We start from the raw sequence: 21,183 nt of genomic DNA on the forward strand, positions 1-21,183 counted from the left end.
GTCAGGAAATCCCCGGGATGAATTGGACGATCAGGTCGATCAGCTTGATTCCGATGAACGGGGCGACGATGCCGCCGAGGCCGTAGACGTAGAGGTTGCGGCTCAATAGTTTTGACGCGCTGCTCGGTGTGTAGCGCACGCCGCGCAGCGAAAGCGGGATCAGCGCTACGATGACGACCGCGTTGAAGATGACCGCGGACAGGATCGCCGATTCCGGGCTGTGCAGCCGCATCACGTTGATCAGATCCAGGCCCGGGAACAGCGCCACGAACATCGCCGGAATGATCGCGAAGTACTTTGCGATGTCGTTGGCGATCGAGAAGGTGGTCAGCGCGCCGCGGGTGATCAGCAGCTGCTTGCCGATCTCGACGATCTCGATGAGTTTGGTGGGATCGGAGTCCAGGTCGACCATGTTGCCGGCCTCTTTGGCGGCCGACGTGCCGGTGTTCATCGCCACACCCACGTCGGCTTGAGCCAGGGCGGGTGCGTCGTTGGTGCCGTCGCCGGTCATCGCGACCAGCTTGCCGCCCTCCTGCTCGCGCTTGATCAATTCGAGCTTGTCCTCGGGCGTGGCCTCTGCCAGAAAGTCGTCCACGCCCGCTTCGTCGGCAATTGCCTTGGCGGTCAACGGGTTATCGCCAGTGATCATCACCGTCCGGATGCCCATCCGCCGCATCTCGTCGAACCGCTCGCGCATGCCCTGTTTGACGACGTCCTTGAGATGGATGACACCAAGCACGCTGGCTTTTTGCCCGGCCGTGCCGTCGAGGCTTTCCCCGACGACCAGCGGTGTGCCGCCGCCGGCGGAGATGCCGTCGACGACCTGGCCGAGCTGTTGCGGGACGTTGCCGCCTTGGCTGCGTACCCATTCCGCGACCGAGCTGGCCGCGCCCTTGCGCAGCCGGTGCCCGTCCAGGTCGACCCCCGACATCCGGGTGGCGGCCGAGAACTCCACCCAGTGGGCCTGGGAGAGCTCACCCGGTGTCCGCGCGCGCAGCCCGAAGTGCTGTTTGGCGAACACGACAACCGAACGGCCCTCGGGTGTTTCGTCGGCGAGACTGGACAACTGCGCGGCGTCGGCCAGCTTTTCGGCGGAGACGCCGTCGAGGGGGATGAAGTCGGCGGCCTGCCGGTTGCCCAGCGTGATGGTGCCCGTCTTGTCCAGCAGCAGGGTGTTGACGTCGCCCGCGGCCTCAACCGCGCGCCCGGACATGGCGAGCACATTGCGCTGCACCAACCGGTCCATGCCGGCTATGCCGATGGCCGACAGCAGCGCGCCGATCGTCGTCGGGATCAGGCATACCAGCAATGACACCATCACGATTCCGGTGACACCACTTGCGTTGAGCGCCTGGCTATCCGGAACACCGGGATTGTTGATCTTGGAGTAGATGGCCAGCGGCTGCAGGGTCGCGACCGCGAAGACGAAGATGATCGTCAACGCGGCCAGCAGGATGTTCAGCGCGATCTCGTTGGGCGTTTTCTGCCGGTTGGCGCCCTCGACGAGCGCGATCATCCGGTCGATGAAGCTTTCGCCCGGCTTTTGGGTGATCTTCACGACGATGCGGTCGCTGAGCACGGTGGTGCCGCCGGTGACCGCCGAACGGTCGCCGCCGGACTCACGGATCACCGGCGCCGATTCGCCCGTGATCGCCGATTCATCCACCGACGCAATGCCTTCCACGACGTCGCCATCGCCGGGGATCACCTGGCCGGCCTCGACCACGACGATGTCGCCCTGCTGCAGCTGCGGCGCGGCGACCGCCTCCTCAATCCCGGAGGAGCCGGGTGCCCAGTCCTTGAGTCGCCGGGCCATGGTTTGGGTCTTGGCCCGGCGCAGCGTCTCGGCCTGCGCCTTGCCCCGGCCTTCGGCCACCGCTTCGGCGAGATTGGCGAACAATACCGTCAGCCACAGCCAGATCACGGTCAGCCAGGCGAACCAGGTCGGGTCGATGATCGCCAACGCGGTACCCCACGCGGCCCCGATCTCGACGATGAACATCACCGGGTTGCGCCACAGGGTGCGCGGGTTGAGTTTGCGCAGCGCGGCCGGTGTCGACTTGCCCAACATCTTCGGGTCGAGCAGACCGCCCTGCACTCGTTTCCTGCTTGCGGGAGTTGCGCCCGGCTGGGTCTGCTCGGCCGGGTCGAGCGCGGTCGCGGTCATCAGTGGATTCCTTCAGCGAGAGGGCCGAGCGCGAGCATGGGCAGGAAGGTGAGGGCAACGACAATCAACGTGACGCCGGCGACCATGCCGACGAACTGCGGCCGATGCGTGGGCAACGTGCCCGCCGAATCCGGCGTGCTGCCCTGCTTGGCCAGCGACCCGGCCAACGCCAGCACGAGCACGATCGGCAGGAACCGGCCGAACACCATGGACAGACCGAGGGCGGTGTTGTACCAGTCGGTATTCACGCTGATTCCGGCGAAGGCCGACCCGTTGTTGTTGGCGGCGGAAGTGAAGGCGTACAAGACTTCTGACAGGCCGTGCGGCCCGGTGTTGAGCATCGCGGCGCGTTCGCCGGGCAGCGCCATCGCGATCGCGGTGCCGGTCAGCACGATCAGCGGTGTGACCAGGAAATAGCTTGCGGCAAGCTTGATCTCGCGCGGGTTGATCTTCTTGCCGAGATACTCCGGGGTGCGCCCGACCATCAGCCCGGCGACGAAGACGGTGATCACCGCCAGCACCAGCATGCCGTACAGGCCGGAACCGGTGCCGCCGGGAGCGACCTCGCCCAGCTGCATGTTGAACATCGTGATCATGCCGCCGAGGCTGGTGAGGGAGTCGTGGGTGGAGTCGACGGCACCGGTCGAGGTGAGCGTCGTCGAGTCGGCGAACACCGCCGAGTTCGCGATGCCGAATCGCTGCTCGACCCCCTCCATCGCCGAGCCGACCGAGGTCGGGACCGTTCCGTGATGCTGCAATTGGAACCACAACATGAACGTCACGCTCGTCGCATACAGCGTCGCCATGATCGACGCGATCGCGAAGCCCTGCTTGGTGTTGCCCACCATGCGTCCGAAGGTGCGTGGCAGCGAGAAGCTGATCACCAGCAGCAGGAAGATCTCCAGCCAGTTGGTCCAGGCCGCCGGGTTCTCGAAGGGATGCGCGGAGTTGGCGTTGTAGAAGCCGCCGCCGTTGGTGCCGAGCTCCTTGATGGCCTCCTGGCTGGCCACCGGGCCGCCGGTGATGGTCTGCCGGGTGCCGTTGACGGTGGTGGCGATCTGGTCGTGCAGGTGGAAGTTCTGGATCGCCCCGCCCGCGACGAGCAGGATCGCGCCGATGATCGCGATGGGCAGCAAGATGCGCAGCGTTCCGCGCACCAGGTCGACCCAGAAGTTGCCCAGCTCGCCGGTGCGCCTGCGGGCGAACCCGCGTACCAGCGCGACCGCGACCGCCATGCCGACGGCGGCCGAGACGAAGTTCTGCACCGCCAGCCCGGCCATCTGCACGAGATGGCCTTGGGTGGTTTCGCCCGAATACGCCTGCCAGTTCGTGTTGGTGACGAAGCTGACCGCGGTGTTCCACGCCAGCGACGGCGTCACCTTGGTCGCCGGATCATGCAGGTGCAACGGCAACTTGCCCTGCACGAGCTGGAACACGAACAAGAACAGGATGCTGACCGACGAGAACGCCAGCACGCTTCGGGCATAGGCGCCCCACGTCTGCTCCGCACGGGCATCGACGCCGATCAGCCGATAGATCGCCCGCTCGACGCCAACGTGCTTTTCCGACGTGTACACGCGAAACATGTAGTCGCCCAGGGGAACATGGACAATCGCCAACGCCGCCACGAGAACGACGAGGAAGACGATCCCGGCTGTCGTAGTGCTCACTAGAATTTCTCCGGGAACAGCAGGGCACCCCCGAGATACAACGCGATGAGGATGGAAAGCACCAAGCCGAAAATGTTCTGGTAGTTCACAGCCGCTCGACCAGCTTCTGTGCCAGGCCGAGTGCGGCGAATACCGCCACGGTCAGCACGAGGTACACCACCACGCCCATCTTGTCTCCGCTCCGCGCCAATGACGTGCATACGAAAGGACCTCATCGAGTCCGCTACGGTGCAGCACCCGGAGGCAAGGTCAGTCTGAAATTAACGGGGCATACGCCGCTAGGGCCTTTGGTTGACGGTTTCCTAACGGGCGCACGGTGCACATTTACGCTTTCTTAACGCCCCCTGACGGCGGCCACCGGCCGTCCTGGCGTCGGTGTGGCGCAACCATGTCGCACGGTGCTGAATCACCAGTTTTTGCAACGATATACAGCGCGCTAACGCGACGGGCGGTCGGCGGTCGATGTACCGATCAGCGGCAGCCGCACCCGGAAAACCGTGCTGCCCTCGGTGGATTCGACGGTGACCGATCCGTGATGGGCCTTGACGATCGAATTGACGATGGCCAGACCCAGTCCGTTGCCTGAGCCGTTGGATCTCGACTTGTCCGCCCGAACGAACCGCTCGAACAGTATGGGGAGAAGCTCCGCGTCGATGCCCGGACCGTCGTCGGCGACGGTCAATTCCACGTAAGGCGCCTCGGGACCGCCACGGCGACAGGTGATTCCGGTCGTCACGGTGACCCCCGGCGGGGTGTGCACGCGGGCATTGTTGAGCAGATTGCTGACCAGTTGATGCAGCCGGGCGTGGTCGCCGCGCACCCATACCGGTCCGTCGGGCAGGTCTTTGACCCAGTGGTGCGTCGATGCGGCCACCGTCGCGTCATTCACCGCATTGCTGACCACCTCGGCCAGGTCGACGTCCTCGGACTGCAGGTCCTGGCCCTCGCCCAGGCGGGACAGCAGGAGCAACTCGTCGACGAGCGAGGCCATCCGCCGGGCCTCGGACTCGATGCGGGCCAGCGCGTATTCGGTGGTCGGCGGCAGCGCCGAACTGTCCTGGCGGGTGAGCTCGGCGTAGCCCTGAATCGCCGCCAGCGGTGTGCGCAGCTCGTGGCTGGCATCGGTGATGAACTGGCGCATCCGCAGATCGGACTCGACCCGATGCGCCAGCGCGCTATCGACGTTGTCCAGCAAGCGGTTCAACGCGTGCCCGACGATCCCGACCTCGTTCTGCGTGTTGGTGTCCTGCGGCGGTACCCGGACACTGATCCGGTGGTCGTCGTCGGTCAGCGGCATCGCGGCGACGTCGGCGGCGATGGCCGCCAGCCGCCGCAGCGGGCGAAGCGTGTACCCGACCACCCACACGGTGAGCCCGGCGGTGAGCACCAGCGCCGCCGCGGTGAGCACGATGGTGGTCAGCTGTTTGCGGGCGATGATCCGGTCGGCGAGATTCTGCGACACCCCGACCACGAGGACGTCGGATCCGTTGACGGTGCTGTCGACGCGGTAGGGCCCCAGCCGGCCGAGTATTTCGGTGCGCGGCGGTCCGTCCCGCCACGATTGCGCCTGCAGGTCGCGGACGACGTCGGCCGGCGCGGGTTTCGGTTCGTCTTCGGAGAACACCGCCGACCCGATCACGGTGCCGTTGTGCAGCACGGCGATCAGGTTTCCCGGCGTCTGCCCGGTGAACTCCAGCATTGCCTGAGCGATCGGCGGGGTGCCGGGGCGGGGCGAGACATGTTCGCCGTTGAGGTATTTGGTGTACTGGTGGCTGAACGCGTCCAGGGACTCGGCCACATCGGCGTCGCTCATGGCGTTGACGTAGCCGCGCAGGCTCAGCACCAACACGATTCCGACCGTCACCAGTACGCCGCTGACCACGGCCAGCACGCCCAACAACAGCTGGCGGCGCAGCGAGCGCGGAAACCACCGGGGAAAGGTCGCCGCCGAGGCGTCGCGGTCTCGCGTCATTCCGCCGGCCGCAGCATGTACCCCACCCCGCGGACGGTTTGAATCATCGGTTCCCGCCCGGAGTCGATCTTCTTTCGCAGGTACGAGATGTAGAGATCCACGATGCTGGTGCGTCCGGCGAAGTCGTAGTTCCAGACACGGTCCAGGATCTCGGTGCGGCTGAGCGCGCGACGGGGATTGCGCATGAGGAAGCGCAGCAATTCGAATTCGGTGGAGGACAGCGATATCGGGTCGCCGGCGCGGGTGACCTCGCGGCTGGCGTTGTCGACCTTGAGGTCGCCGACTTTGAGGGTTTCGTTGGTCGGCGTGGGCTGCTGGCCGGAGCGGCGCAACAACCCGCGCAGCCGGGCGACCAGTTCCTCGAGGCTGAACGGCTTGGTCATGTAGTCGTCGGCGCCCGCGGTCAGACCGGTCACCCGGTCCATGACCGAGTCCCGCGCGGTGAGGAAAAGCGTGGGGGTGTACGCCTCGGATTGGCGGACCCGTTCCAGGATTCGCAGCCCGTCCACGTCGGGAAGCATGATGTCGAGGACCAGGACGTCGGGGTTGGCCCGCTCGAACTTGGCCATGGCCTCGCGCCCGTTGTGGGCGATGTCGACGACCCAGCCCTCATAGTGCAGCGCCATTTTCACCAGATTGGTCAGCGCCGGCTCGTCGTCGACCAGCAAAACCCTGATGGGTGATCCGTCGGCACGGTAGATCCTGGGCAGCTGTCCCAGGATGGCTTGGCGTGGGCGCTGCGCGCCTGAGTATCCCGACATCGCGGTCATGTTCCTACATTCTGGCAAACCACATACCGGATTGTCACAGAGTTCATAGAATTCTCAAATGTAGGCGTGTTCGCCAGATCACATCCGATGCGATTCAAATATGAGTTTCATATGTGCCGGGCGGGTCGATTTGAGGCGAGTCGAAATATGAAAAATACTGGTATGCAGTGTCGTTGGTTGGAAAGCCGTTAGTCATTCAGAGACTAGGTTCTCCAAATCTGCGGCGCAAGAACAGAATTCGTTGAATTCGCAGACGCTTCATTGCGGCGAACGCCATCGGTGCTCCATACGTACGCACGGCGGCGGGGGACGACGAGGTCCCAATTTCCATTACTTCCAAGTTACGTATTGTTACGAATAGTGGTTGATTGACATGATTTTCGTATTACAGCCCGTGGGCGCAAGGCCCGAAGGGCTGACCGCAACGTCTGACCGGATGCGCGGCGACATCCCGGAGCTTACGACGGCAGGCCCTGCGCACGCCGCGAATCGTGATCTCCGCGGGATGCCGGTGTTCGCGGCCGCCGAACGGACGTCGGCCGGTGCCGCGATTTTTTGGCCCGGACCGTCCGGTTCCGATTACACAGCCCACGATGCGGGGCCGCACGACCTTCCGGACGCCAGCCGTTCGCCGGGGCCGCGCCGGCCGCCGCCGGCCGCCCTATCCCGCCGCGCCAGCAAACTCCGGTAGAGGCAGGCAAGCCATGGATTTCGGCGCGTTGCCCCCGGAGGTCAATTCCGGTCGGATGTACCTGGGGCCGGGGCCCGGCTCGCTACTGGCCGCCGCGGCGGCCTGGGATGCCCTGGCCGCCGAGCTGAGCGCCGCCGCTGGCGGCTACGAATCGGTGATCACGACCCTGACAAACGAGTGGGTGGGCCCGACATCGATGTCGATGGCGGCCGCGGTCGCGCCGTATGTGGTGTGGCTGCGGGCCATCGCCGAGCAATGCGAGCAGGCGGGCGCCCAGGCCGCGGCCGCCACGGCCGCCTACGAAACCGCGTACGCGATGACGGTGCCGCCGCCGGTGATCGCGGCCAACCGTGCTCAGCTCATGGCGTTGATCGCGACGAACTTCGTCGGGCAGAACACGCCCGCGATCATGGCCACCGAGGCTCAATACGGCGAGATGTGGGCACAGGATGCCGCCGCCATGTACGGCTACGCCGCCGCCTCGGCCACCGCCTCGACCTTCAGCGCGTTCACGCCGCCACCGCAGACGACGAACCCCGGTGGCGCGACGGGTCAGGCCGGCGCCGTCGCGCAGGCGACCGCGGCCCAGGCGGGCGGCCACGCCCAGACGGCCTCGTCGCAGGCGATGTCATCGGTGCCGCAAACGCTGCAAAGCCTGTCGACTCCGGGCTCGTCGTCGACCGGCACCGGTCTGTCGTCGGCGGCGGTGGGCACCGGGGCGTCGCTGGGATCGTCGGGAGCCTCCACGCCACTGGGTGCGCTGTCGAACCTGTCCGGCACGACCAAAGGTGCCACCAAGGGCGCGAGCACCGGGCTGGGCGCCGCCCAGGGCGTCAGCTCTGCCCTCGGCACTTCCGGGTCCGCCGACGCGGCCGGACTGGCGTCCGATGTGGTTGGCCTGGGTTCCGATGTCGCCGGCCTGGGCGCCGACGGTGCCGGGTTGGGCGGCGACGGTGCCGGAGTCGGCATGGACGTGTACGGCCTGGGACTCGACATGCAGGGCGCGGGTTCGATCATCGGCGCCGAGGGCGGCGCGGCCCCGGGCTTGGGAAACCTGGGTGACATGGGTGCGCTGGGAAACCTGGGGCCGGTCGGCGGCCTCGGCACAGCCACGTCGGCGAGTGTGGGCCAAGCGTCTTCGCTGGGAACGCTGTCGGTGCCGCCGACGTGGGCGGAGACGGTGTCGTCGGTGACGCCGCTGCCGGCCTTCGATGCCCCGGTGCCGGGTTCGGTGGGCGCGGTGCCGTCGCCGGCGGCCGCGACGGGTATGTCAAAGCTGCCGCTGGGCGCGATGGTCGGCCGCGAGGCCGACGGTGGGGTTCACCGAATCGGCTTGCGCCCGTCGCTGTTTCCGCGTTCACCGGTGGCCGGTTAGCGGGCGCCTGAGAACATTCGTCTATCGAAAAACGGGGCCGCACACCGATCGGTGTGCGGCCCCGGTATCGAGACGCGGTGTCAGGCCCAGCTGGACCCGACGGCGCTGTCGGTGCTGGCCATGTTGCTGCCCGCGGACTGCACCTTCTGTCCGTGGGAGTTGGCCTGCTCGTAGATGACCTGGAAGTTGCGACCCAACTGGGTGATGAACTCCTGGCAGGCCACCGAACCCGCACCGCCCCAGAAGTCGCCGGCAGCAAGCACATCGCGAACGATGGCCTGGTGCTCAGCCTCCAAGGACGCGGCCTGGGCGCGGATCAACGCACCGTGGGCGTCTACATCGCCGAACTGGTAGTTAATGCTCATAACGGTGTTCTCCTAATGTCTTGAGATACGCAGCAGCGTTTGCTGTTAGCTGCCGAGGATCTGCTGCGAGGCCTGCTCTTGCTGCTCGTAGTTGTTCGCGTCGCGAATCAGTCCGTCGCGCACTCCGTGGAGCATGTTGACGATGTTGCGGAAGGCCTGGTTGACCTGACCCATGGTGTCGTACGAGGTGGCCTGGGCCTGACCGCTCCAGCCCGAGCCGGCGATGTTCATCGACGACGCCCACATCTTGCGAGCCTCGTCCTCAACGGTCTGGGCGTGCACCTCGAAGCGGCCCGCCATCGCCCGCATCTCGTGCGGGTCGGTCATAAAACGTGTTGCCATGTCGACTGTCTCCTATCTTGAAGCTTCAGTTCGCCGAAGTCTTAACAGTTGTAATTGATGCGGTGGTGGCCGCGTTGTAAAGAGATTACGGCCTACCGGTTAATTGCTCGCCTCAAATGGGTGACATGCACCCCCTTTTTCCCATATCAGCGGACCTCCTAGACGACAACCTGCTTGGGCATGACGATCGGCTTGAAGCCGTACCGCGGGCCGGAGCCGTAGGCGCCGGCACCCTTTGCCGCCGCCGCCATTCCGGGCATGCCGGGCATCGCGGTGACGGGCTCGGCGGCCTCGGAGGCGACGGTCCATCCCGAGCCCTCGAGCGGGGCGGTGGCCGAGGCCAACTGCGTCGCCGGCGCGGCCGCGGACCAACCGGGGGGCACCGACAGACGGCCGACCATGTTCGCCTCCCCGGCGGCCGCCGTTGTCGCCGCGCCCAGGCCGCTTCCCGGGGCCACCGAGCTCACCATGGTGCCTTCGGTGATGCCCGCGACGCCGTCGGGTGCCACGTCGCCGACGGCGATCGCCGGCACGGCGCCCAGGGTGTGGCCCAGCGACACCGCCGTGGGGATGGTGTTCATGGTGAACCAGGCCGCGGTGTTGACGGCGCCGTTGATGCCGTTGAACACGGCCGGCGTGCCGAGGAAATTGTCGATCGAACTCAGCAACCCATCGGTCGTGAAGGGCAGTGTCGGGGCTGCCAAGGTCACCGCGTTCGAGACGGGAGCGGCGAGCGCCTGAGCGGTGCCGCTGGTCGCGCCACCGGCGAGGGCGGCGTTGTCCACGGTCGCGGCGGCCGCCGGGTCGGTGGTCGACGTCAGCGGCGTCACCGGGGTCAGCGTCCCGGCCGCCGCCGAGGCAGCCTGATACGCGGCCATGGCGGCGGCGTCCTGGGCCCAATACTCGGCGTACAGGGTGTCCAGCGCCACGATCGCGGGCGTGTTCTGGCCCAGCACATTGGACGCCACGAGCGCCGCCTGCGTGGCCCTGTTCGTGGCGATCACCGGCGGCGGCACCACCGCCGCGAACACCGCCTCGAAGGCGGCCGCCGACGCCGTGGCCTGCGCACTCGCCTGCTCGAGCGTCGCCGCCGTCTCGGTCAGATAGGTGACGATCGGCTGGGCCGCCGCGGCCGCCGCCGCCGACCCGCCGCCCGTCCACTGCGAGCTGGTCAGCAACGAGATGATCGACTCCCACTGGGTGGCCGTCGTGCTCACCTCGGCGGCCAGGTTGGCGTACGCCGTCGCGGCCGCCATCAGGGGCGCGGCGCCCGCACCGGAGTAGATGAGCGAGGAGGTGATCTCCGGGGGTATTGCCGCAAAACTTAGAACCATTTTTGTCCCGCTCCTTATTTGTCTGTTCGGATTCGAAGTCTGTGACCGTGACCGCTGCTTAGACGGCGGTCGGTTTCGGCATGACGATCGGCTTGACGCCGTAGCGCGGAGCGCCGAAGCCGGCGCTGCTGCGGCCGGCCGAGGCCATCCCGGGCATGCCGGGGACGACCGAGCCCGCACCGGCCTGCGGCGCGGCGGCGGTCCAGCCCGCCGTTTGGATCGCGCTGACGGGCGTGACGGCGGCCGGGGCGGGCGCGCCGGCCCAGCTCGGCGGTACCGCCAGGTTGCTGACCATGGTCGCGGAGCCCATCGAGGCCACCGGCACTGCGCTGATGCCGCCCATGCCGGTCATGCCGCCGGCAGCGGCGGTGGCGCCGAGCCCGGGTGAGGCGGCGACATCCGCGGCCAATCCCGCGCCGGCGGCGTCGCCGGACGTGTCGAGCAGACCACCACCGGCGAGCCCGATCAGGTCGGAACCGGCCGATGCCCAGTTGCCGCCGCCGATGTTCAGGATGTTGGCACCGTTGCTGGAGAGGCCGAAGATGCCGCCGAGCATGTTCGGGTTGGTGCCGTTGCCGGTGCTACCGAGGAGCCAGGAAAGGTAGTCGAGGGGAGTGTTCGACGGAGTGGCCGCGGCGGTAGCGAGGGGAGACGCGGCATTCGACAGCACGGCCTGGCTCGCGTTGATGGCCTCGGTGTTGCCGTAGGCGTTGGAGCTGATGCCCAGGGTTTGTGCGTACTGTTCCAGCTGCGCCTGCGCCTGGGCGGCGACGGCCTGGTACTGGGTGCCGTAGGTCGAGAAGATTGCCGCCTGCTGTGCCGAGACCGGATCGGCCGCCGCGGGAGCGATCACGGTGGTAGCCGACGCGGCGCCCGCGTTCTGCGCCGCCAGGTTGGTGTTTATCCCGCTGAGCAACTGCTCTGCGGCTAACATCTCTTCGGTTTGTGTTGTCAGAAATGACATCCGTTGCTCCTAGTGTTGGAACGGACCGACCCCCTGCGGTGAGCCGGCCTGTGTGTTCACGCCACGTCCCCTGTGCGTTGGAAAGAGGCTAGCTATCCACCGACTCCACATTCCCGCCGAAAAGGCACACGTGACAGCCGTTTACGGCTTCTTAACGCCGAGTGTCGTAGTTTTAACAAGCTCCTGTCGGGCGATACCGCGACGTCATCTGAAATCGGGTGGCGCAGCAGGAGATCGCGCGTGGCGCGCGGATACTAGTCGACGCGCGTTCGCATCGCACGTTAGACATCTGGCTAATTGTGGGCGGGTGGCCGCGCCGGCGGGCGGCCGTCGTGCGCCAGGCCCCGATGACCCGCCCGCCGATGGCGAGACGGAGCCAAATCCCCAAGCGCCGGTTGATGTTCGAGCTTCGGCGGGAAGTCGCGGGTGCGTCTGATCGGCGCGGTTGCGATTCCGGCGGATGCCCGGCGAGGGCCGGTGTCGCGCAAACTGGTCTGAGCTTTTGGCGGCTGCCCGGGTAGCGTGCCGTGCGGCCTGCTGTGACGCACACCACGGGATGGCCGTCGCGGACCGCCGGTATTTGCTCCCGGCGATTAGGTGGCATTGCTCCAGAGGTCAGGTAGCAAACTTGCGAGCGGCTGGGAGGGATGAGGGGATCGTGCTCCCGAACTCCGCGCAGTTAAGTGGGTGTCGTTAGCACCCCGGCGATGGTGCCGCTCCCGCAGGCGGCGGCTCCTACAGTTTGCTGCGGTTTTGCGGGCAGTACGCCGCAACCGCCGCGCCCACGATGATGTTGGCGCCGCCGCTGCTCAACCCGACCGACTTCTTCACATCGCTGATGGTCTGGGCCGCCGTGTCCCCGCCATCGAAGTCCGTACACACGGCATGCCCCACGTTGATCATCGTTTGATCGGCGCCATCCGCCCAGCTGAGGCCGCGCAAATGCAGCGTTTGCAGGTACTGGTCATCGGCGGGGTCGGCACTCGCGATCGGCGCGGCGACGATGGCGACGACACCGGCCACGACGACAGCGACAGGGCCGGCCAAACGTGCCGTGGTTTTCACTCGTCGACTCCTCCGTGGCGGTTCGGGCGCCAGGAACCGAATCCTAATTGCGTCCGGCAAATCTGTCTCGACAAGCTAACCAGCGGTTTCTCGACGCTCGGATATCGGCGGAGGCTTGTAAGTTTGTCGCGACCACCCAAGACATGCCGGGAAGGCCCCGCCCGTCGCGAAGGAGTCAGCGCCGAAGTGACCGAGGATCCGCGCGGTGACGGTGTCTCCCGCCAATACGATCGGTGGGAATATCCGCCCCCGGTGGCCGACCTCGCGGCCTGGAGCGAAACCCATTGGGATTGGTTTGACCCGTTCTGGGCCCACCGGGTGTTGTGGCCGGACCGGGAGTACAAGCCGGACCTCGACATCCTGATCGCGGGTTGCGGCACCTTTCAGGCCGCCCTGTTCGCCTTCAAGAACCGCGGCGCCCAGGTGGTGGGGATCGACGTCAGCGGCAATGCCCTGAATCACCAAAGGCAGCTGAAGGACAAGCACGGGCTGGAGAATTTGGAGCTGCACCTGCTGCCGATCGAAGAGGTGTCGGCGCTCGGGCGCGACTTCGACCTCATCGTCTCCAGCGGTGTTCTGCACCACATGGCCGATCCGCTGGCCGGGCTGACGGCGCTGGGCCAATGCCTGCGCAGCGACGGGGTCCTGGCGGTCATGCTCTACGCGAAGTACGGCCGGATCGGCGTCGAGATGCTCGAGTCGGTGTTTCGCGACCTCAAGCTGTCGCAGGACGAGGCCTCGGTTCAGTTGGTCAAAGAGGCGGTCGCGGTGCTGCCGGGCGACCATCCGGTGCGCAGTTATCTGAAAGCGGCGCGCGACCTCGTCTCCGACGGTGCCCTGGTCGACACGTTCCTGCACAATCGGGCGCGAAGCTACACCGTCGCGGAATGCCTCGACCTGGTCGGCGCGGCCGGACTCGCGTTTCAGGGCTGGTTTCACAAGACGCCCTACTACTCGCATGACATGCTCACGCCGGTGAGCGGGTTCCAATCGGCGTTGAACCAATTGCCCGACGCCGAACTGTGGTCGGTGATGGAACGTCTGCAGCCGGCCAACGCCACCCATTTCTTTCTGGCCTGTCGCCCGGAACGTCCCAAGGAGCAGTACACGATCGATTTCGCGTCGCCGGCCTCATTCGATTACGTACCGCTGCTGCGCACGGCGTGCCTGTTGTCCGGCGACGAGATCCATTGGCCGGGAGGCAAGCAGAAGCTCAACCCGGCCCAGCTGCCCTTCGTCCAGCATGTCGACGGCCGTCGCACCATCGCGGAGATCATCGAATGTGTGGCAAGCGCCGGTGACGTCCCCGACGAGCACAGGGCCCTGCTGCAGGATTTCGGACACAAGCTATTCAGGGGCCTGTGGCGACTCGACTTCTTGGCGATGGCGCTCAAAGGGCCCACCGGGTAGCCGGCCCGCCGTCGGCTACATTCGCGACCGGGCCCCCATAGCCCAATTGGCAGAGGCAGCGGACTTAAAATCCGTCAAGTGTCGGTTCGAGTCCGACTGGGGGCACCCGCATCCTGAGGCTATATCCGCTGGTCACAGCGTTAGTTTTGGCCGTCAGCGCGACGGGATGGCCGCATTTGGCCACATTCTGGCCACACTTTCCGCCACCGAGGTCAGATCGCTGTCCCAAAACGAGGGGTAGATGTCCAGCGTCATCGCCGCCGACGCGTGCCCGAGCATCCGCTGCACCACCTTCGGGTTCGGAAACTGTAGATTTGTTGCCAGCGGGCCGTCACTCCCAGTAGCAATGGACGCCTGTCAGGTGGGCGCTTACTGGGTCAACAAGCATTAGCGCATTGGCGATCGCCTCGTCTCTTGAGGCTCCGACCGCCCAGTGGGCATGTTCAAAGTCATCCAGCACGGCAATACATGGTGTGCCCGAGGCGAGGACATGGCATGCAGGACCGCCTGTTATCCGACAGTCACTCACCGCAGAAGCATCCATATCAGCCTTGGTTGCATACCCCCACCGGAAGTGGACATGGTCCTCGACATTCGACCAGGCGGCAGACACCCATCCTGTTGCTGCTATTACATGGGGCACCGTGGATAGTCCGAGGGCGACCATGAGTGCGCCTACGACTGCGGCCAACTTTGTCTTCATTGCTCTACCCCGTTTCTCACCCTGGCTTGAAATGCATGCGATGAGCGTCGTTCGAACGGCTCTGTAGAAACAGGGTCCTTAGCGGCGTCGTAATAGAGTCTTTAGCCACAACATCTACGAGCGTCTCGGCAGGGAGAACGCTTGCGGGTTCCAGCGCGGTCATCTCGGCACTCGGTCATGCCCAGCAGGGCCATAGGACCCTTGCGCGATGACGGCAGTGGCGGACCCTTAATCCTCATATCCGGCAAATAGCTCCCGAGGGGGCGACAATGAAGATCACCGCGAAACTTGCTGGCGCAGTTCACCGCCATACACGCACGCACATCAGAAGGCTGTGGCTGGCCGCCGCTGGTCTGTGGATGGTGGGCGCTTCCCTGCTATTCACCCTGCTGGGCTTTGGCCTGCTGGCGGCACCGTCAACGCGTGCCATCGGCCTCGTCGAGAATATCTACGTCTGCGATGGACATTCGGCAGTTGCCACCACGGTGACGACCTGCGATTTTGCTCACAATGTCGCGGTTACCTACATCCTTGAAGGTGGACCGTCGATTCTTCGGGCATATTCGCCAGCGACTGGCGAGACTTACACCATGCAATGCCAACCTGGTGACTCAGTTCGGATTGGTGGCGTGATCCTGCCCGCTGCACGGTGCGTCGGTGGCAATAACGCTGTGGTGTGGGTGTTCTGAGTGAGGCCGCTGCTCCTGCATTTCGGGTAATGCCTGTTAAAGAAGTTTCCGCACGCACTCCACAATACTAAATCCCTTGTAGGAAAAGGGCTTTGACAAATCGGTTTGCTCAGTGATGCGAAGGTGGCGAAGTCTTACGGCCCCTGGCCGAAACCCTCAGTGAGATCCGCACCGGGTGAAAACCATATGAATGTCTACCGCGTCCTTTGGGGCGACCACCAGATCCGTTGTGCCGTACCGAATCCTACGAAGATCGATCTAGTGAACCATCCGGTTTTGAAGAATGCGGCAATCATCCGGTCGCCACTCGATTCCCGAGTATCTGCGCCGGCGCAGAGGCGGGTAGCGACGGGGCTCAGCCGCGCCCCGGCGGCAATTCTTTGGGCGGACCCGGCAGCCCTGCCGAGGGCCCAACGACCGGAAGTGCGGCCTGTTCGCCCAGCGGCCGAATGCCTGTGAGCACGCGACTCACTCGGGAGCGTGTCTGATCGCCTGGGAGGTACGATTCCACGACGTCGAAGTCTGCTGCCACCCGTAGCTCGGGGTCGTTCATCAGGCGGGTAACTTCTTGCGCGATGCGGCTTTCCATAACCCCTGCTGCGAACGCCGGCGCATCAACCGGATTGAAGTAAAGCGTGCCGAGTGACCACCGGAAGCCGTCGATGGTGCCGGTGCGAGTCTCCCGGACGCGCTTCTCCTGCGCGACCTCAAGCTCGATGCGCAATCGGGTCGCGCCTTCATTGGTCAGCTCTAGGTCGGCCGCCCCCACCCGGCGCTGCCGGATCATGCCGCGCACCGCCCACCCGCCGTGCTGCGAAGCATTTGCCACCCGCTTGAGGGCGGTCCTTGCCTTGATCGGAAGCTCCGCGATCTCGGCAGCCAGCGGTGTGTCGAAATCAGGGTCACTCGCGTGAGCGAGGATCGACGCGACAGTGCGCAACGCGTCCGAATCCACGCTCGACGCCACCGTCTCCTCATCCACGGTCTGTTCGGCGGGCACCTCGGGTGCCGCCACCCGGAGCACCACCCTGACGGAGCCCGGTGTTGCACCCTCGACCAGCAGATTGTCCCGGTAACGCCGACGGCCTACCCGGGCCTTTGCGGTCTCCTTCACTGCATCGCTGATCCCGCTGACGAACAACGAGAACTGCCGCGCATTTGCCGCATTGCGCTCGATGCCGGGACCGACTAGGTGGAGGTCCACCTCAGCTTGTTCCGGCCCGACCTCGCGCTCGTAGATGTTAAGGAGATCGGCATCGTCGCGGACGATCCCGGCGCGGATCGATTCACGCAACACGCGGTCGGAGGCGGGGTCACCCGACGAGTACCGGAGAGCATCGATCAGCGACGCCTCCAATTCGTGATCGGTCGCCACTACGTACTCACCTCCACGAAGCCCTTGTTGACGCCTGGAACAACATTGTGCTGCTCATCCCGCACCGATGACCATGTGAGTTCCCACGTCGAGAGCGCCACCGGGTGGTCCATCGCTACAAAGCCGTCGATCAGACCGCCCATGGGGTGTACCTTCCCCGCGTTGCTCTCCAGCGTCAGCAGCGGCATGAAATCGGGGTGCGTGACCTTTGCATGCTCCTCTGGGGGTACGACAACAACCACGTCGGCATCCTCCGGCTCCGCCCAGGGTTTGTGGGTCACAAACCCGCCATTGATCCAGTATCTGCACGTCGTGAATTGCGGCGATACGAGGTCGATGTAGAGCGTCAGGGCGCGAAAGATCAGCTCACGGCGAGGACGGAACGGTGCATTCACCACGAAAGTCTTGTAGACCTCATCGAGCGTCGCCTGGTGCCGACCGATAGGCAGCGTCGCGTACGGCCCACTCGTTGGTGGTATCGCCAATGATGTCCCCCACGCTCACCTGCACACGCCCGAAGTCGTTTGAGGAATCCTAAGGGGGCTGAACATAAGGTGCGGTCACTTCCGGAAGACTCTTCCGTCACGCCACGCAGACCTAAACCTCGTGCGCCACCACCCCGAAAGACTCGTTATCGTGTGGATTCATTGGATCGACCGGCTGGTTTGATCTAGCTCCACATCGTTCGCCCACGCCGTGGCCCACGGCGAAGTTTTCGCTGGATACACATTGGACTCTGGGACCCAGGGGATGAGCCAAGCAGACCCCCTCGGCCCCAAGGATGCCCTACCGCGAAAGCTGTGGCCACGTCTTGGCCACACTTCCCCGCTATTGGGGGCTATCCGCCGGTATGCCGATACAGCCATGCGCGCAGGTAAAGCCCGATGCAGGGGGATGAATAGGACCACCGCAGTCGGTTCGAGTCCGACTGGGGGCACCGATAGAAGACCTGGTGAAAGGCGGTTAAAGTTAGGCTGGCCGGTTTCTGTGGCGCGCCCGTCGCGGCGCGTGGAGAGTTCACGGCGGCGGGGCCGGAGCGGCAGCTAACTTGCATCACAGTTCTGATGCGTAATGGTTCCGCGCGGCCGTGCTGCGCTTCGTCGGCACCTAGCAGAGACGTCTACGGTGACTACATACCGGAGGGCGCTGGCGGCGAACGGTCCTGCGCCCGAGCCGCCGTCCATGAAAGCGGCTTCCGCTTGCGGTCGCGCGCAAGCAACGTTGTCATGTTGTTTGGATTGACACCTGGCTAGCCGGATTCGGAGGCACGGATGTTTCGATCATCACGCCGCGTTTTTCCCGCTGTCGGATGTCGACGACTCGCCGCGCCGTGGTTCGCTCCGTTGCGTGGCTCGATCGGCTCGTCCGCTGTTCCACTAGGCCCTGGCGCCTAGCCTCAACTATGGAGTATTGCCCGGCTCGGACGACCTTCGGCAGGCGGCATACAGCGCGGCAACGCGCCACGCGGTCCTGCCGTACTCGCACTACCGGCCATACCCATCACTAACGCATCGCCGCTACTCGAGGAGCCTGAGCCGCGACATGGAATTGTTCTCCGCCTTTTTTGCATAGCGCAAGGTGACCCGCTAACTCCGCTCTTAACTCCCGATCAGAAGGACGCCAATTTTGCCAAAACTTGAGACGGGCGCACACCGCTCCCTCGCGCTTCTGCTGACGAGCGAGTCTAACCCAATCGCGATAGAGAAGATTGATGTCCAATGTTCGAAGCCCAAGAGACTTTGCTTCCTTGATCGCTTCCTCGAGTAGTCTATCGGCCGCAGCGAACGACTCCCTAGCCTTGCCCTCGTGGAATGCCGATCGAAAAGCGCGAGCCATGCCGAGGTGAGCGCGCGCCTCCGCCTGCATCAGCATCGGGTCCTTTCTGGACCTGTTCCGCAATCCCGCCTCAGCGGCGTTAATGGCGTTTTGCCAATTGCCTTGTTCGTACTCGATGCGACTCCATGCGAGAAACATCGCCTTATCATCGTGCCGGAGCTGAGCCGCTCTGTCGAAGACGTGTCTAGCATCGGCATTCCGTCGAGGTTGCCAATCGATATAAGCAAATCCGAGCAACGCGAGAAAGTGTGCGCTCTCGGGATGGTCTTCAATAGCTCGTTGAAGGAGCCTTTCTGCCTCGGCAAGCCTGTTTCCATTGATTAACAAACGTGCTTGTCGAGTTATATCCCTAACATGTGTGGCTTGGGCGAGCTCTGGACCTCTACCCTCGAGTGCCTCCAGCGCCGCAGCCAATTTCTTCTCTCGAGGCGTGTCCGCCAGTTCGCTACGAACCAGGATCGCCAGGTTGCCATTAAGGTGATACCGCGGTGTCTCTTCTTCCAACGCGGGTGCATTCAGAAGATATAGCTGGCGAAGCTCGTCTATAGCGCCGAGCACGACGCGGGTGGAGAATGCGGTCAGAACTGAAATCTCCTCTATAGTTACCGGCCGGCCGGCGATACCCATCGCTTCTAGTATCCGTCGTGCATTATCAGTAAGCATATCCATTTCACGTTGAAGGGCATAACGCCGGACGGTATCACCCTTTTGGCCCATCCAATCCCTGATCACGGGTGCTGGTTCAAACTTTCCAGCGCGATTAGCACATGACGCGATTAACCTTAGGAGATCTCCCATGAAGAGTGGGGATCCTTCACACGCCTTGATGATCGCGCGCTGGTCCGCTGAGGTCAGTTTTTCCTGGTTGAACCCTTCACATTCGCACCATTTTCGGACGAATTCTAAAGCTTCATCTTCTGGAAGACCGCTGACATCCGTGCGGGTCTCACCCATGCCCGCGAACTTCCGGCGGCTGGTGAACAAGACCTTGCTGCTAGTTCGTGGCACGTCGAGAGTCAGAAACTCTACGGCGTCCTCGTTGTCTTCGTCTACAGAATCGAGGTCGTCAACCACTAGGAGTATCGGAACCTCATCAAGTAGCCGCAAAAGCTCATCTTTTCGGTCTTCCGGTGTGAATCCCAACGCTTCATGGTGACCATACGATATTAGAAGCCGCTCGACACACTCATCGAGAGTCGAGAAATCCGGATTGGGAATATCCTCGACTCGATCGATCTGATATTTTCTTCTTTTAGCACTGAGCCAGAAGACGGCACACAAACCAGTCGGCGAAGCCTCAATTATCTCTCGGGCGAATGTGTACGCAATAGCCGTCTTACCTTTGCCGCCATCTCCAACAAGGAGCCATCGGTTCTTCTTGGGATGCCCGAGGAACGCTCTCAGTTGTCGTAATTCGTTGGCTCGGCCCACGAAATCGTCAACTATCGTTTCTTGCCGTGGCAAGGAATCATCGAGGGGAGCTGCTGAGCCGATCTCATGGGGACGAGTAATGCGCTCAAGAAGCTCGGCTTCAATGCGCTCCAATTCTTCCTGGCTTTCGCTACTGCCCAAGCGGGCAAGCACGCGCCGAGCGGTGTCTACAGCTCGGATTGCATCACGAAGGTCAACGAAGTCAGATCCGGGATGAGCGGTAGGATCACGTACGCTTTTAAGTTCCCGGATCCAGCCGATTAAGGACTTCTTGCTGCTAACAGCTATCTGCCCGTTCCAGCGCTCGTCAACGAGATATTCGTGAAAATGATCAATCAATCTCTCGAAATACGCAATGTCTAAGTAATCGAAGTCATCGCGACGCGTCCGCGCAACGGAGCCTGCCGATTCTGACCGGCGTACCCGCTGAACGATTTCGTCCCACTCTGTACCAAAAATATCACGCAAATGGCTTTCGGCCGCACTTCCGAATTCGGTCACTAAGCAATGTCGAACGTGGGTTACGAAGGCATTTCGGTAATGTCTGAAAATTGCATCGTAAAGCAGGCCATCGTTGGTTATATATGTGAAATTCATTCAACTTGTCCGTGCGTCGCGGAGCCGACGCTTGATGCGAAACGGCTTATACCTGGGGCCCGGGTTAGGCAGCCAGCGGAGCAAGAGCACGTCAATCGCGACGGCCGATGCGACGCGACGTTTACCGTTCGGCGCTTCGAGACACCTCTGCGCGCCCCGTCGATGTTGTTCACCCCATTCCCTCCTGTCAGGCTATGTTGCACCATCGATAGTGACATTTGGGATGATTTGAGTATCTGACTGGAGCCTTGGAACTGTCCGTACCTCCGAGCATGTCACTTTTGGAAGCTCGAGCTTTCGCGGGTCGCACGTACACATCTAGAAATGTTCGTCGAAACCTAGCTAACATCGGTGAGCCGAACGCATCGGGGCACCAGCGCGGTGCCCAGGGGCGTTTCTCGGTCGTACCGAGCCCGTACGGCAGCCG

The 21,183-nt window shown here is 63.9% G+C and carries 19 protein-coding genes and 1 tRNA gene; 4 read left to right on the forward strand and 16 right to left on the reverse strand.

The features are described 5' to 3' along the window. Window position 1: 1 nt before the first annotated feature. From kdpB to A5688_RS03020, 6 genes are all read right to left on the reverse strand, one after another. Window positions 2–2,167 carry a potassium-transporting ATPase subunit KdpB gene (gene kdpB, locus A5688_RS03000; RefSeq protein ID WP_067834124.1) on the reverse strand — a complete coding sequence of 722 codons (2,166 nt, stop codon included), beginning with the start codon at window positions 2,165–2,167 and terminating at the stop codon, window positions 2–4. After that, on the reverse strand, window positions 2,167–3,837 hold the full coding sequence (gene kdpA, locus A5688_RS03005) for a potassium-transporting ATPase subunit KdpA (protein ID WP_067913979.1): 1,671 nt from the start codon (window positions 3,835–3,837) through the stop codon (window positions 2,167–2,169). The genes kdpB and kdpA overlap by 1 nt, the downstream gene beginning before the upstream one ends. Beyond that, on the reverse strand, window positions 3,837–3,926 hold the full coding sequence (locus A5688_RS27210; RefSeq protein ID WP_120312138.1) for a potassium-transporting ATPase subunit F: 90 nt from the start codon (window positions 3,924–3,926) through the stop codon (window positions 3,837–3,839). Before A5688_RS27210 ends, kdpA begins: the two co-directional genes overlap by 1 nt. Continuing rightward, window positions 3,923–4,006: a potassium ABC transporter ATPase gene (locus tag A5688_RS27215; RefSeq protein WP_067128756.1), complete on the reverse strand. Its 84-nt coding sequence runs from the start codon at window positions 4,004–4,006 to the stop codon at window positions 3,923–3,925. The genes A5688_RS27210 and A5688_RS27215 overlap by 4 nt, the downstream gene beginning before the upstream one ends. A 267-nt stretch (window positions 4,007–4,273) precedes the next feature. Beyond that, on the reverse strand, window positions 4,274–5,809 hold the full coding sequence (locus tag A5688_RS03015) for a sensor histidine kinase (RefSeq protein ID WP_067913982.1): 1,536 nt from the start codon (window positions 5,807–5,809) through the stop codon (window positions 4,274–4,276). Beyond that, complete coding sequence (locus A5688_RS03020) at window positions 5,806–6,579, reverse strand: response regulator transcription factor (protein ID WP_067834116.1); 774 nt, start codon at window positions 6,577–6,579, stop codon at window positions 5,806–5,808. The genes A5688_RS03015 and A5688_RS03020 overlap by 4 nt, the downstream gene beginning before the upstream one ends. A 704-nt stretch (window positions 6,580–7,283) precedes the next feature. On the opposite strand from A5688_RS03020, the gene A5688_RS03030 reads away from it, so the two are divergent. Further along, window positions 7,284–8,645 carry a PPE family protein gene (locus tag A5688_RS03030; RefSeq protein WP_067913985.1) on the forward strand — a complete coding sequence of 454 codons (1,362 nt, stop codon included), beginning with the start codon at window positions 7,284–7,286 and terminating at the stop codon, window positions 8,643–8,645. An 80-nt stretch (window positions 8,646–8,725) separates the two neighbouring features. Here the strand turns inward: A5688_RS03030 and A5688_RS03035 are convergent, their stop codons facing one another. From A5688_RS03035 to A5688_RS03055, 5 genes are all read right to left on the reverse strand, one after another. Next, on the reverse strand, window positions 8,726–9,010 hold the full coding sequence (locus A5688_RS03035; protein WP_007771417.1) for a WXG100 family type VII secretion target: 285 nt from the start codon (window positions 9,008–9,010) through the stop codon (window positions 8,726–8,728). A gap of 45 nt (window positions 9,011–9,055) precedes the next feature. Next, entirely contained in the window at window positions 9,056–9,352 is a 297-nt protein-coding gene (locus A5688_RS03040) for a WXG100 family type VII secretion target (RefSeq protein ID WP_007771418.1), read from the reverse strand. Window positions 9,353–9,510: 158 nt separating this feature from the next. Next, on the reverse strand, window positions 9,511–10,686 hold the full coding sequence (locus tag A5688_RS03045; protein WP_067834761.1) for a PPE family protein, SVP subgroup: 1,176 nt from the start codon (window positions 10,684–10,686) through the stop codon (window positions 9,511–9,513). 58 nt (window positions 10,687–10,744) lie between these two features. Continuing rightward, entirely contained in the window at window positions 10,745–11,650 is a 906-nt protein-coding gene (locus A5688_RS03050; protein WP_067834759.1) for a PPE family protein, SVP subgroup, read from the reverse strand. Window positions 11,651–12,385: 735 nt separating this feature from the next. Then, a complete protein-coding gene (locus A5688_RS03055) occupies window positions 12,386–12,673 on the reverse strand; it encodes a DUF732 domain-containing protein (RefSeq protein ID WP_165606940.1) in 288 nt (95 codons plus the stop codon). Between the two features lie 228 nt (window positions 12,674–12,901). Here A5688_RS03055 and A5688_RS03060 point away from each other — a divergent pair, with 228 nt between their 5' ends. Continuing rightward, entirely contained in the window at window positions 12,902–14,125 is a 1,224-nt protein-coding gene (locus A5688_RS03060) for a methyltransferase (protein ID WP_067913988.1), read from the forward strand. A 31-nt stretch (window positions 14,126–14,156) separates the two neighbouring features. Beyond that, a tRNA-Leu gene (locus tag A5688_RS03065) sits at window positions 14,157–14,230 on the forward strand. A 48-nt stretch (window positions 14,231–14,278) separates the two neighbouring features. On the opposite strand, the gene A5688_RS27990 is transcribed toward A5688_RS03065, so the two are convergent. Continuing rightward, entirely contained in the window at window positions 14,279–14,404 is a 126-nt protein-coding gene (locus A5688_RS27990) for a hypothetical protein (protein ID WP_347503083.1), read from the reverse strand. 52 nt (window positions 14,405–14,456) lie between these two features. Continuing rightward, on the reverse strand, window positions 14,457–14,828 hold the full coding sequence (locus tag A5688_RS28495; RefSeq protein WP_082955184.1) for a DUF4189 domain-containing protein: 372 nt from the start codon (window positions 14,826–14,828) through the stop codon (window positions 14,457–14,459). A 269-nt stretch (window positions 14,829–15,097) separates the two neighbouring features. Between A5688_RS28495 and A5688_RS27515 the strand changes: the two genes are divergently transcribed. Continuing rightward, on the forward strand, window positions 15,098–15,517 hold the full coding sequence (locus A5688_RS27515) for a hypothetical protein (protein WP_131812161.1): 420 nt from the start codon (window positions 15,098–15,100) through the stop codon (window positions 15,515–15,517). Window positions 15,518–15,872: 355 nt separating this feature from the next. Here the strand turns inward: A5688_RS27515 and A5688_RS03075 are convergent, their stop codons facing one another. From A5688_RS03075 to A5688_RS26610, 3 genes are all read right to left on the reverse strand, one after another. Next, window positions 15,873–16,892 (reverse strand): hypothetical protein, encoded by a 1,020-nt coding sequence (locus A5688_RS03075; RefSeq protein WP_067913993.1) that lies wholly within the window; start codon window positions 16,890–16,892, stop codon window positions 15,873–15,875. Continuing rightward, the gene (locus A5688_RS03080) at window positions 16,892–17,377 is read right to left on the reverse strand and encodes a DUF6932 family protein (protein WP_067913996.1); all 486 of its coding nucleotides are present in this window, start codon (window positions 17,375–17,377) and stop codon (window positions 16,892–16,894) included. The genes A5688_RS03075 and A5688_RS03080 overlap by 1 nt, the downstream gene beginning before the upstream one ends. A gap of 1,018 nt (window positions 17,378–18,395) precedes the next feature. Beyond that, complete coding sequence (locus A5688_RS26610) at window positions 18,396–20,756, reverse strand: ATP-binding protein (protein ID WP_082955185.1); 2,361 nt, start codon at window positions 20,754–20,756, stop codon at window positions 18,396–18,398. Window positions 20,757–21,183: the final 427 nt, after the last annotated feature.

The sequence above is a fragment of the Mycobacterium mantenii genome (genome assembly GCF_001667865.1).
GTDB classification, from domain to species: domain Bacteria; phylum Actinomycetota; class Actinomycetes; order Mycobacteriales; family Mycobacteriaceae; genus Mycobacterium; species Mycobacterium mantenii_A.